The following is an 11632-nucleotide window of genomic DNA, read 5'->3' as shown; positions in this document are numbered from 1 at the left end:
GTCAAATCTTTGACACCATCTATCGAAGCAGGGGGGCATCGCGGCAGGGGTTGTCTCTTTCATTGGTCATTCTTTAACGTTATATGCTTGCTATGCAAGCATTATAACGTATTTTTACCGTATTTTTTGTTTAAGTCCCGTTAGTAGTAAGTTTGGGATAGCGAGGTGTACCATCCGCTTCCTTAAATTTATCCAACTCACCCAAACCATCTGCGCCATGAATTCCTGCGGCATTGAAGGGAGGTTTCAGCAGTGGCTTTTCACAGCCTTTGGCAACAATGGGCGAAGTATCTGGCTCCAAAATACTGATGACGCGCAACACATTATTAGCGGCCTGCTCGACGTTAATATTGCCAGCGACAACGGTGACGGCTTTCAGGTCTAATTGAGGTGAATTCAATGCCATAATCAGAGCCAAGGCATCATCAACACCACCGTCTGTATCTACTATTACTGGAACGGGCTGATTTGGAAGGGCTATCATGTTAATTACTGAGTCATTAAATTTATCCGAAGCCGATACAAATTGTGGCGCAGCAGGTTTTACCTGCTGCGCCAAGTGTTTAAAAAGTCTCTACTTGTAGACCAATCTTCCTTCGATATGGCTGTCAAGATTTTGATGATGACTCAAGTATTCTTCAATGACATCCTTTCTAGATGTTGTGATTACCTTTGGGGTTCCTAATTCTTGATGTGTTATACCTAGATTCGGCTCGGAATTTTGGTAGCGATAGCCATCCATACAGATTGTGTATTGATTATCGTCTTGTATGGATTGTCCATTAATGCTTAAAGATTCAAGCCTATGCAGGACATCACTGTAAACTGCCTTAATACCCTTGTTCACCTGAAAATACTCACTTTGACCAGCTATTCTGTTTTCCGGCCTCATGATATGTGTAAATATCTTGACCAGATGTACCCCAGTAATTCTAAATTTATAGAGAGTATCTTCGTAAGGGAAAACTGTTTGCAGATCGTTCAATGTAACTAGAGGCCCTAATTGCTTTCCCCGGATTGAACCACTGGCAACAAAAACTACATCTAAGCAATCTAATTGGGCAAAAATATCAGCGAATAAGTTCCCCAATTCTGTTTCTTCTTCACGCTTAGGATGGGTCAGTTTACGTGCTAATCGTCCAATCAGTCGATTGTACTTACGATCTACGCCTTCTTTGAAGGTAGCGATCAGCTTTTCGATTTCTGGATCTGGCCCGGCGAGATTATTATCTACAGGTAATAGCTGCCACTTCCATTCAACAATGCTATTAGTATCGTCATCCACTACAATATCGAAACGTCCAATTTGGTCTGTGCCTACTCCGGCTTGGGCGATCAGAATATTGTTAACTTGGGCTGGTTGTTCTAAAAATGTATGGGAGTGTCCGCCAATAATCACATCCACACCCCATTCCGGATCTAGCAATGCTGCTAGTTTTTTATCCTCTTCAAAACCGATGTGTGTCATGAGGACTGTTAGGTCAATGTCCTCATTTTTGTAGGCGTTACAAATTTTACCCACTTCTGAGGCGGCATCTTCAAGACTTATGAATGTACCAATACTTTGATCGCGTTTTAATGTCCTAAGAGCTTCTTCAGTAATAATCCCGATGAACATAATATCGAATCCATCTACATTGAGGATGATATAGGGATCCATCAAGCGTTTGTTATACTTTTTGATATACAAGTTGGCATTCACGATCGGAAAATTGGCCATTTTTTCCAGGAAAAGTAAGTGAGGCAACCCATAATCTAATTCGTGGTTCCCCAAGGTCACTACGTCAGGAGCCAGGTAATTCATAATTTCTATGGTTGAAAGACCTTTATGTTCCGAATCAATCGTAGAGCCTTGAAGCATATCACCAGAAATGACAAAAAGCACGTTTTTCTCCTCCTGGCGAACTTTATTGATATAGCCGGAAAGTAAGGCCATTCCACCAATCACATGACCTTCGGCGAGTCCCGTAGCTTCGGCCAGAAAGTCTCCATGCATATCATTGGAATGCAAAATAGTGAACTTTTTAAACCGCTCTGTAGTCGTCATAGTCTTTTACCTCTGAATTGAATTGTTTAGTAATCTTGGTTTAAGTCATGAGCAGCACTTCAATAAAGCGATTCCAGGTTAATGACTGGCCTCCTGTTTGCTCTTGTAAGAATGTGATTTCATCCTCAGATAGAGGTGGCTCTCTCAAACTGCGTAGTGCCGTATTCATCTCCTGCATACTGATGGTATCATCTGCATCGACATCAATCGGTAGGAAATAGGTGACAAATTCTGTATATCTCGACATTAACCGTTGATGGCGCAACATTAATTCGCGAAATTCCTCAAAGTCGATCGCACCACTGCCATCTCTTCTCTATCCATGCAGTTGAACAGATAGGTAAGTTCACCCTCAGAGAGGACTTTTCCTGCCTGATGCAAGTGAGTTGCAAGCTCCTGGGTTGAGAGGAACCCACTGCGATCGCGATCGATTGCATCGAAGATGTAGCGCAAATCGCCTTTAATCGCAGGAGTTGCCTGCTCAAACAAGATATGGCGTTGCTGCCCCTGAAGTGCGACTCTGAGTTGTTCCCGGAAGCTAGCAATAGTTTCCTTGGCTGCACGGAACCGCTGTCGATGTTCCTCTGGACTCGCCACTGTATGCAGCACCACGGGTACGAGTGAAGGCAGCGATCGCTGCCTTCATCAGACAGCACCCAATCGTCACAAGGGAAAAAGGCACGGACAGAAGGGGTAGCTTCAGCAGCGAGAACAGGGGTGCTAAGAGAATGCTGGCGATCGATGCCAAGAAAGCACAGATCAGATTAATCGAAATGCTGAGACGGTTTGGCGTGTAAAACACTCCTCCAATTGCCGTCGCGGTGAGAGCTGCATTGTAGCCCCACAAACCCGTATACAGTTCATCCGGCTTGGCTCCCAGCAGCAAAGCAAAGCCGCTAGCAGGTACATGGCGCAACCCAGAAATCCCACCGCTGCCCCAATCGGGGTACAGATGGCAACGGCTAGGACGACTAGCAATACTGTAAGGGTAATGGTCGTCGGTTGTGGTGGCCATAGAATGAGCGTTGCTTATGGGTTTGCCGGTTTTGAGCAAATAAATTAAATGGGTTTTTCGCCTAAATGGAGCGGTTTAAGGCGTAATCTTTAAATTTGCCAACTTCCACCCAAATTACAGATAACGCAAGAGAAACCATACCATAGGACAGGGCAGCGATCGCAGACATACCGTATTTTTCTGTCATTTCATCAAAGCCTGTTACCAGTTCATTTAGCAAGGGAACAACTTCTTCAGGGGACATTGTATGTCTCAGAAATTAAAGAGTAATCTCTCACCATTAGTAGCGATCGCATTTCAGTAAGCCAAAGCTTTTCTCCCCAAGGGGTTCTCACCCTTTTAGTAGAAAAGCAGACCTCAAAGTCATAAAAAAGTTGGTCTCAATTTATTTATTTGTGACCCCATCTTCCAGAGACTTATACTTCGAGCCATCAGGCATAATAGCACCTGTGAGTAAAGCACCACTCAAGTCAGAAATGCTAACTTTAGCACCTTTTAGATTTGCACCAATTAGGTAGGCACTATTCAGGTTAGCACCACTCAAACTAGCATTCGTCAAATTGACGCCGCTCATATTTGCGTTACTCAAGTCCGCACAAATTAAATTAGCGCCGCTGAGGTTGGCACTACTGAGATTAACCTGACTCAAGCGAGCAAAACTCAGGTTGGCATCACTGAGATTAGCACCACTCAATTTAGCCTGACTGAGGTTAGCATTATTGAGGTTAGCATGGCTCAGATTGGCATTACTGAGGTCGGATTCACTCAATTTGGTTTCACTTAGATTAGCCCGAGAGAGATTAATAGCTGCTAACTCTGCACCAATAGCATCTAAACCTCTGAGCGAAACACCATCTTCATTCAAATCTTGGAGTGCCAGAATTCTTGCATAGCTAACTTTTACGCCGTGTGCTGCATCAACTATACTCCAAGCTTGGTAATGAAATTGCTTCCGGCGATCGGGAGCTTCCTTAATGAATAAAATTAAAGCAACGACCATACTAAGAGCATCAACACTCTGCACAATCTCTCCAACCAGAGAATTATCGTCTGCCGCCACATAAATTATGATGAACAGAACGGCTGAAACACTAGCAACTAACCAGGCAGGTTGTGCCCAAAAATTATCAATGAATTTTTCTAAAATTCCTTTGAGAACTTCACCCAATCGCTGAATGAATGATTGACCTTGAAATTTCTGATAACTATCAGTTATTTTCGAGAGCGTTTTTTGGATAATTTCACCATCCAACTGAATTAATACTAAAGGCTTTTTCTGGTTCTCGGTTGGTGGCGCGATCGGCTTAGATTCGTTCAGTAATTGTGTCTGTGATTCTTGTGGCTGATGGTGGGTGACCTCTTTTTGATCTGCGACAACCTTTGGTGAAGAATCTGCACCTGCGTCTTTTAACATCAAACCAGTAATTGCTCTGTAGGCATTTGTCCATGCCAGCTTTACTTCGGGAGTCCAATCTTCTTGGAGATACTGCTCAAAAGACATCAGCAGTGCGTCTCCAACTGGACCATAATATTTTGGAATTACTCCATAGCCGATGTGTCTGCCTCCCAAGGCCTTGAGAACTGGCCCTAAAGCTGCTGGAGAGCGCAGATTTTCTACTACCAATACTAAAGCATTTATGAGCTTTTTTTGTTGCTTTTCTAGATCGATATTGGCAAACAGCGGTTTAAATTCTGGGTGAGCGATGAAGAGGTTGTCGTAGAAGCTAGCGGCAAATTCATCAGCACGAGGTTTGATTTTATCGAAACTGCTTTGCAGTACCTCTACGGCTAATTTTGGCTCTTTTTCGGGAACTGATTCTAGTTGGTGATTAACTGCTATACTTACCGTTTTTTCGGGGATTATCTCTGTTTCTAATTGAACTTCTTCAGGTATAGTTTCTACACCTGCGCCTTTTAACATCAAACCAGTAATTGCTGTGTAGGCATCTGTCCACGCCAGCTTGACTTCGGTTGTCCAATCTTGCTGGAGAGACTGCTCAAAAGCACTTAGTAGTGCTTCTCCAACTGGACGGTAATATTTGGGAATTACTCCATAACCGATGTGTCTGCCTCCCAAGGCCTTGAGAACTGGCCCTAAAGCCTCTGGAGAGCGGAGATTTTCTACTACTAAAACCAGAGCACTTATGAGCTTTTTCTGTTGCTTTGCCATATCAGTTTTGGCAAACAGGGGTTTCAACTCTGGGTGAGTTGTAAACAATTTTTCGTAGAAGGTAGCGGCAAATTCATCAGCACGAGGTTTGATTTTCTCGAAACTTTGCTCTAAAAGTTCCACATTTAAAGACATATTTTTGTTTCTCTCTTGAAAGTTGACGCTCCCTTGTCTTTAGACAGGGTTTTTTAACTATCCGGCTCTGATGAATCCTTTTGATAGAGTGTTGGAAGAGAGTTTTTTTGCTCAGGCCTGGGTCAGATATTACAAACTCAAATTTTCCAGTTCTTGAGACACCATAGCCATAAACTCTCCTGCATCGTTTATGCCCATTTCTCCTAAAGCTTTCCACTCTTCACTGCTGTAATCTAAATCGAGTCCCATCACCTCTTGAGTCCAATAGGGCAAATTAGATGGGTTTTCCATTAGCTCAGAGGTTATTTTTAAGAGTTCTGTTCCGGTCATCTTTTTTCTAACCTTTGTCACCAAGCAAAAGGAGAGCAATTTTGCCAGGTTGCTTTCCGGTGGAATTGATATCAGAAATGCCATATTTTGGGCCAGGATAAACTTGTCTAACTTCATTGGATATTTTCCTCGTTTTTCGATATTCAAGTAAGGTTTTTTGGGAGATGGCGGAGAGCAAGTCCAGGAATTAGGCAAAAGTTCAAATAAACCGGGTTTTTCGACGGGGAGAAATAGCCAGAAAGCCGATTTTACGTCAAAGAACCCCGGTTTATGTGTAAGCTGTCGTGCATTTAAATTGTATATTCAGGGCGGGCGGGACGCCCACCCCACAAGACTTTGATTTTTTTTGACATACAATTTAAATGCCGCAACAGCTTAAGTCCTAAACTTATGACTCTCGCTGAAGATCGTAAATCAATTGCCAGAAGTTTTGCTAGAAATTTTCTTTCCTATAGCCAAACCCGTATTTATGGCAGAGATTTCTCAATTGTAGCGAGAGTCCAGGAGGGCCGCAGAAATATACGTCAACTTTATTGGGCGCGTGTTGCTGTGCTACATCGCGGAAAATCTCTTCCCAGTCTGGACGACCAGTTTGTGTACGGCTCTTTAAACCTGTAATCAAATCAACCTGCGTCTGAGAATGCATCAAATCCATTGCCACAAATAGGGTGCTGGATTTCATATCCGACTTTTGCTGGGCACCTGTCAGATACAAATTAATGTCAAATAGGTTGTTAGTGTCTTGGGCTTCGATTCTGGATAAAAGTTCAACAAACCATTCAAACGCTTTTTGCTCTCGGTTGAGCCAGTAAAAATGTACCTTTTGCAAACGCATTCCTGAAGAACCGTGTTGGCTTCGGTACAGCATACTTTTGAGAATAGAGGCAAATGGAGTTACGCCAATACCCGCACCGATGAGAATAGCGTACTTAGATTCAAAGATATGGGTACTTGGTGTCCCATAGGGTCCATCTAAATGGACAAGCACTCCCGGCTCGTATTTAGAGTTACCTGACCGTATCCATTGCTCGTGCTGTTCTCGGAAAAGTTGATATAATTTTCCAGTCCAACTGCCTGCAGAGCGTATGTGTACGGATAAGACATCCTGCATTTCGGGGGCGCTACTAATTGTGAATGGATGCCATTCATATTTGGAGAGACTGGGACATTTAACAAACACGTAGTCCCCTGGTTGATAGTGGAAAGATTTCGGACGTGCAATTTCCAAACCTAGAACTTTGGAGGGGAGTAAAGAGGCATTAACTACATAGGCAGGCTCTTTTGTATTCTGCCGGCGAATAACCAGTTCGATCGCAAATCCCACAACAGGTAACAACACCCACTGCCAAAAAACTGGTCCGTGAACTAACGCCAGGGCAAACCACCCGACGTACAACATATGAGCTGTATAGAAAAGCGCAAATTTTCCGCCTTTGCGGATTGGAGCTTGGGCTGTCACCCACATAACTGCAAAAACTAGCAGTAATAAAAATCCTGACAAGCCAGCCTTCGTTGCAAAAAGACTTTGTGCAAAGGGAACGGGCAATGTGGTGTAATTGAGGAAATGCGCGATCGTATGGACGATCGCAAAGGCAAACATGAATTGACCCACGAGCTTGTGAAACTCGATGCCCTCATCTATCGGCAGATAGTTGTTGATGCTTGTTTTGCGAAGCCAAGTCATAAAATGCCGCAACATGGGAATTAGGATCAATGCCCCGTTGAAGTTGAGCGCTGCGCCACATCCCCGCGCAATTTGAACGTACACATTTGCGCCTTGACTTGCATATCGATCGACCGCCCCAAAGAAAAGAACCAGATTGGCAATAAGATAGAGGGACAAAAAAGCGATCTTGACCCAGTTGTTTTGAATGTAATGCTTGATGTACGACTTTCGCGACCTTTTCTCTGTGGGCGCAACTGCTATGGCGTCGTCTGGCTGGCGAGGTTTTAACCAGCTAACGGGGCTAACTGCCATCGCCTCAAGCAGATCCGGATGCTTTGCGATTAAACCTTTGAACTCTTCAAAAGAAATTTCGCCACTTTTATCGGTATCAGCTTCTAAAAACAAAATGTCAACCAGACCGATAACTTGTTCCGGCGGAAAGGTTAAATTATTTTCCTTCAAGCTAGCAGCAATCAAGTGAGAAACTTCGTCTTTTTCGATGGAACTATCCCCGTTTATGTCGTGCAATTGATAAGCAAATTCCAGTTTTTGTTCTTCCGTTGCAAAGATAAGTTCTTCTACTGTTTTCAAAAATTACTCGATGTCAATAACGCCACTTTTATCGCTATCAAACATCGCAAACATTCGCTCGGCAAAATATTCGTCTTTCAGCCCCATAGCTTTCTTAAACTCTGAGCGATCGATTTGTTGGTCTTTTCCAGCAATCTTGGTAAATACTCGTCGCAATTCCTCTAAAACTTTTCTCGGAGTATCCATGGTTAAATTAACCTCAGTCCTTTATATGGAGTTTGTCCAATTCATCGCCGCCAGTGAAGGAGCAAGCTAAAACTATCATCCTTGCATTCCTACATACAGTAGTTGGACAAATAAGCGGACACCATATAATCAATTTTTAAAGTTGAATAAGATGGAGCTTCACTTTTACCAATTCCACGCAAATATGACAGCAGTTCGGCAGGGAACTGGCAACTAAAGGAGCGTCGAATTTTATTGGTTTTAAAGTCTTTGTACTTAATGCAGGTGGTTGAACCTTCGGTAACTATTTTACCATCTTACTCTGCTGTTGAACAAATAATTTTAATGGCCTCGGGCAATTGTATTCGCCAACTCAGAGAGTTAGCAGCTATGATAGGCGGATACGAAACAATGGCGTCATGAATAGTGCGGTAAGCCCAATTCGCAAACAGGATTGCTTATTTGTTGACTTCCTGCGAGTGGAACATTGAAATCGATACTTCCGTTGGCAACGCAGGTAGCGATCGCGCGACCTTATCCCTGGGAAAGTACAACATCAATTTATTGATTTACCAGCTCTTTCCAAAGTCGGATTATAACTTCCGAGGTATGTTCTGAATTCCAGATGCAGGGTATTTATCCCCTCTTTTTCTAATAGTGACAATATCTCTATATTTAATTGTTCGCAACTGTTTTCGTAGAAATCAATATTGTTACTAAATACTCGAATATTAATAACACGGGCATTCTCTTCCAGTCGATCCAGCCAAATCAAACCTTCGTCATGTAAGGAATTAATAGACTTAGGTAGCTCCCGAAGAGACTCACAAATTATAGCTGTTTTTGCCGCAGAAATACCGTCAATCTTGAGAATTAAATTAATACAAATGACTGTTCGCTGCCAGGGTTTTGCGACCAATTCTCGACTATTCCAGTAATCATTTTGGAATTGGGTATCTTTTTGATAGAATCCCATTTTGCTAGACGAAGCTTTGTAGTTCTGATGCCAATCTCTAAAACTTGAACAATACCATCTATTCCCTCCACAATCACCCAGTCACCAGGTCGATATAGATTATCCGTGTAAATAATGATGGTACAAAACTAGTCATAGATAATGTCCTTAAGCAATAAACCGAACGTGATTCCCGCTCCACCTAACAGACCAATGAGCGCATTGGCAGATGCTCCTAACAACAACTCACTCGCCTTTAACACTACAACAGCGAGTGCTACAGTCTGAAACAGACGAGGCACATAGGGTACGAGCAAGTCGTCTAGTTCGGTTTTGGTGTTCAGCGTCAGTTTTCTCAGTATCTCTCCTAACAGTGGAGAGGCGCGGTAAACAATATATGCAACGGCAACAATAGCACTCAGACTGAGAATTTTAGCTAGCATCTCGCTCACTTGAGGCTTGAGATTCTCTGCCAAAATTACCTGCACTATCCAAAGTCCAGCTATGAAAATTAGCCACCCTGATGGTTGCTCTAGAATCTCGACTAATTCATCGTCTAGTGTGGTGTCCGTTCCGCTAGTAAAATGCTTGATTCTTTTGATGGCAATTGAAAAGAACAATCCTCTCAACAGTTGTGTGAGCGTGATGATAGCGACGACGAGAACTATTTTAGTCAGCGGTATGTGTGCAACAGTTATGTGTGAATCAAGTAGCGTTTACTTAATTTGTTTCCAAATGATTTCCATCTAACTAAAAACCTCGCTCGTGATTAAATTTGATTGCATCATCATTGTTCGTTTTTCTCCTCTGCTATTTTAGTGGCTACCTTAATTAAGTCTAATGGCACTGAAGGCTCTAAATTCAACATTTCATAAAACTCACTATTAATTAAGTCTAATGGCACTGAAGGCTCTAACTCCAACATTTCATAGGACTCACTCATCTCTTCTTGATCCTTTACTTGTTCTGGAGAAAGAGGTACGATTTTGCTTGGGAAATTGCTCATGGGAATCTGGCTGAGAATCATTGCAGCTAGAACCATCCCTGCGCCCAGCCAGCCGCGTACTCCCAGCTTCTCGCCTAGCAGCCAAAACGAGAATACTGCTGCAAACGCAGGCTCGAAGGTGTAGATGATCGCCGCCTCTTGGGCAGAAACCGAGTTCTGAGCGATCGCTGGTAGCCAAGTGGTGGCGGCCATAACAAAAGCTAGGTAGACAATCGGAATCAAATTGCTAAAGTTCGTTGAGAGCGCCTCAAGCTCTCCAATTAGTTGAGGGGCTGCCCAGAGGGTTGCCAGCACTCCTACTATCCAGATTTGGACTGCGGTGAGTAACAAGGGTGGGTGGCGTGGGGTGACGACTTCAAGCGTCATGATGTAGGCCGTAAAACAGAGAACGTCACCTACCATCCAGAGATCGCCGACGCTTAAGACTCCACCCTCCCAGGACATTACCCCAACACCACCCAAAGCAAGTCCGGCGGCGAGGAAAGTCGTCACGAGTACACGCTGACCGAGTAGCTGTCCCAAGAGGGGGACTAAAATTACGTTCAGGCTAGCTATGAATGCCGCTCGGTTGGCAGAGATAGTCTCAAGGGCGATCGCCTGGGTTGCTAAAGAGGCAAAGAACAGCAGTCCCAATATTGCCCCATCGCGGAGCGATCGCATATTCAAGTCACGCAAATGCACAGCAAAAGCTAGTCCTGCCAAGGCGCAACGAATGGCGATCAGCGTTCCTGGGGAAAGGCTAACGATTGTTTCCTTAACCAGAGGGAAGGTTGTCCCCCAGAAAATGGTTACGGCAACAAGCAGTATAATGCCCTGGGTATGCTGGAATTTACGAATGCTTGTCATCTAGTTTCTATAGTTTATTGAACCTCTGTGCTTCCGCCAGAGCTTAATATTAAAAATCGGAAGCGAGGCTCAAGTCACCAGCAGCACCTCGATAAACTGATTCCAGGTCATCGGGTGTCCAGATGTCCGCACTTGCAGGAATGCAATTTCATCAACTGACAGGGACGCTTCACCTACGCTCGACATGACGACCTTTATCTCATCAATGCTTATGCAATCGTCTTGGTTGGCATCTATTGGCAGAAAGTAGGTGACGAATTCTGTGTATTTGGAAATCAAGCATCGGTGTCGGAGCATTAGTTCCCCAAACTCCTCGAAATCAATACTACCACTGCCGTCTACATCCATACATTTGAAGAGATACGCCAGATCGCCTTCAAACTGACCCACACCTGCTTGGCGCAAATGCATTGCCAATTCCCCTGGGGATATTTCAGCGTTGCGATTTGTATCAATAGCATCGAACAGATAGCGGAGGTCGCCCTTAATTGATGCAGAAGCTTTCTCTAGGAAGAAATTGCGACGCTTGCCGACCATCGCGGCTTCTAGCTGGCGGCGAAAGTTATTAAGTAGTTAAGCAAAATTAATTACATAATTATCTCCAAACTCTTTAAGAATTTTTTCTACAGATGAAACAAGAGATTGCCAGCTAGAGTAGGCATCTATTTCGAGCCATGTATATTTGATAAACCGCCACAAAATTTCA

15 protein-coding genes are annotated in these 11632 nt (G+C 43.6%); all 15 read right to left on the bottom strand.

The annotated features are described in order from the left end of the window. Positions 1-130: 130 nt before the first annotated feature. The 15 genes from ACUVJL_RS06635 to ACUVJL_RS06565 all read right to left on the bottom strand — a co-directional run bounded on the left by ACUVJL_RS06635 (position 131) and on the right by ACUVJL_RS06565 (position 11463). Complete coding sequence (locus ACUVJL_RS06635; protein ID WP_445245138.1) at positions 131-484, bottom strand: nucleoside hydrolase; 354 nt, start codon at positions 482-484, stop codon at positions 131-133. Positions 485-574: 90 nt separating this feature from the next. Then, positions 575-2047 (bottom strand): bifunctional metallophosphatase/5'-nucleotidase, encoded by a 1473-nt coding sequence (locus ACUVJL_RS06630; protein WP_445245137.1) that lies wholly within the window; start codon positions 2045-2047, stop codon positions 575-577. Between the two features lie 40 nt (positions 2048-2087). After that, positions 2088-2315, bottom strand: a complete 228-nt coding sequence (locus ACUVJL_RS06625) for a hypothetical protein (protein WP_445245136.1) — start codon at positions 2313-2315, stop codon at positions 2088-2090. Then, complete coding sequence (locus tag ACUVJL_RS06620; RefSeq protein ID WP_445245135.1) at positions 2315-2644, bottom strand: EF-hand domain-containing protein; 330 nt, start codon at positions 2642-2644, stop codon at positions 2315-2317. Before ACUVJL_RS06620 ends, ACUVJL_RS06625 begins: the two co-directional genes overlap by 1 nt. Continuing rightward, positions 2586-3062, bottom strand: a complete 477-nt coding sequence (locus tag ACUVJL_RS06615; RefSeq protein WP_445245134.1) for an urea transporter — start codon at positions 3060-3062, stop codon at positions 2586-2588. The genes ACUVJL_RS06620 and ACUVJL_RS06615 overlap by 59 nt, the downstream gene beginning before the upstream one ends. 61 nt (positions 3063-3123) lie before the next feature. Next, positions 3124-3306 carry a hypothetical protein gene (locus tag ACUVJL_RS06610; protein ID WP_445245133.1) on the bottom strand — a complete coding sequence of 61 codons (183 nt, stop codon included), beginning with the start codon at positions 3304-3306 and terminating at the stop codon, positions 3124-3126. A 141-nt stretch (positions 3307-3447) separates the two neighbouring features. Beyond that, positions 3448-5367 carry a pentapeptide repeat-containing protein gene (locus ACUVJL_RS06605; protein ID WP_445245132.1) on the bottom strand — a complete coding sequence of 640 codons (1920 nt, stop codon included), beginning with the start codon at positions 5365-5367 and terminating at the stop codon, positions 3448-3450. Positions 5368-5496: 129 nt separating this feature from the next. Further along, positions 5497-5814, bottom strand: coding sequence for a hypothetical protein (locus ACUVJL_RS06600; protein ID WP_333123190.1), 318 nt, complete (start codon positions 5812-5814; stop codon positions 5497-5499). Positions 5815-6130: 316 nt separating this feature from the next. Continuing rightward, positions 6131-7954 carry an EF-hand domain-containing protein gene (locus ACUVJL_RS06595; protein ID WP_445245131.1) on the bottom strand — a complete coding sequence of 608 codons (1824 nt, stop codon included), beginning with the start codon at positions 7952-7954 and terminating at the stop codon, positions 6131-6133. 3 nt (positions 7955-7957) lie between these two features. Continuing rightward, positions 7958-8140, bottom strand: a complete 183-nt coding sequence (locus ACUVJL_RS06590) for a hypothetical protein (RefSeq protein WP_445245130.1) — start codon at positions 8138-8140, stop codon at positions 7958-7960. Between the two features lie 535 nt (positions 8141-8675). Beyond that, positions 8676-9038 carry a hypothetical protein gene (locus tag ACUVJL_RS06585; RefSeq protein WP_445245129.1) on the bottom strand — a complete coding sequence of 121 codons (363 nt, stop codon included), beginning with the start codon at positions 9036-9038 and terminating at the stop codon, positions 8676-8678. Continuing rightward, positions 8993-9166: a mechanosensitive ion channel domain-containing protein gene (locus ACUVJL_RS06580; RefSeq protein WP_445245128.1), complete on the bottom strand. Its 174-nt coding sequence runs from the start codon at positions 9164-9166 to the stop codon at positions 8993-8995. The genes ACUVJL_RS06585 and ACUVJL_RS06580 overlap by 46 nt, the downstream gene beginning before the upstream one ends. Before the next feature lie 57 nt (positions 9167-9223). Continuing rightward, positions 9224-9694: a hypothetical protein gene (locus tag ACUVJL_RS06575; RefSeq protein WP_445245127.1), complete on the bottom strand. Its 471-nt coding sequence runs from the start codon at positions 9692-9694 to the stop codon at positions 9224-9226. 167 nt (positions 9695-9861) lie between these two features. Next, the gene (locus tag ACUVJL_RS06570) at positions 9862-10926 is read right to left on the bottom strand and encodes a DMT family transporter (RefSeq protein WP_445245126.1); all 1065 of its coding nucleotides are present in this window, start codon (positions 10924-10926) and stop codon (positions 9862-9864) included. Positions 10927-10995: 69 nt separating this feature from the next. After that, entirely contained in the window at positions 10996-11463 is a 468-nt protein-coding gene (locus ACUVJL_RS06565; protein WP_445245125.1) for an EF-hand domain-containing protein, read from the bottom strand. Between the last annotated feature and the right edge of the window lie 169 nt (positions 11464-11632).

This window comes from Microcoleus sp. OTE_8_concoct_300 (assembly GCF_031383065.1).
Taxonomy (GTDB): Bacteria; Cyanobacteriota; Cyanobacteriia; order Cyanobacteriales; family Microcoleaceae; genus Microcoleus.
Note: the sequence above shows the minus strand (reverse complement) of the source record. Positions and strands in the feature narration are given on the sequence as shown.

Coding starts and splice junctions, on each gene's coding strand:
- ACUVJL_RS06590 (WP_445245130.1), bottom strand. CDS start 8,140: ATGGATACTCCGAGAAAAGTTTTAGAGGAATTGCGACGAGTATTTACC.
- ACUVJL_RS06625 (WP_445245136.1), bottom strand. CDS start 2,315: ATGTTGCGCCATCAACGGTTAATGTCGAGATATACAGAATTTGTCACC.
- ACUVJL_RS06600 (WP_333123190.1), bottom strand. CDS start 5,814: ATGAAGTTAGACAAGTTTATCCTGGCCCAAAATATGGCATTTCTGATA.
- ACUVJL_RS06615 (WP_445245134.1), bottom strand. CDS start 3,062: ATGGCCACCACAACCGACGACCATTACCCTTACAGTATTGCTAGTCGT.
- ACUVJL_RS06610 (WP_445245133.1), bottom strand. CDS start 3,306: ATGTCCCCTGAAGAAGTTGTTCCCTTGCTAAATGAACTGGTAACAGGC.
- ACUVJL_RS06630 (WP_445245137.1), bottom strand. CDS start 2,047: ATGACGACTACAGAGCGGTTTAAAAAGTTCACTATTTTGCATTCCAAT.
- ACUVJL_RS06605 (WP_445245132.1), bottom strand. CDS start 5,367: ATGTCTTTAAATGTGGAACTTTTAGAGCAAAGTTTCGAGAAAATCAAA.
- ACUVJL_RS06565 (WP_445245125.1), bottom strand. CDS start 11,463: ATGGTCGGCAAGCGTCGCAATTTCTTCCTAGAGAAAGCTTCTGCATCA.
- ACUVJL_RS06635 (WP_445245138.1), bottom strand. CDS start 484: ATGATAGCCCTTCCAAATCAGCCCGTTCCAGTAATAGTAGATACAGAC.
- ACUVJL_RS06570 (WP_445245126.1), bottom strand. CDS start 10,926: ATGACAAGCATTCGTAAATTCCAGCATACCCAGGGCATTATACTGCTT.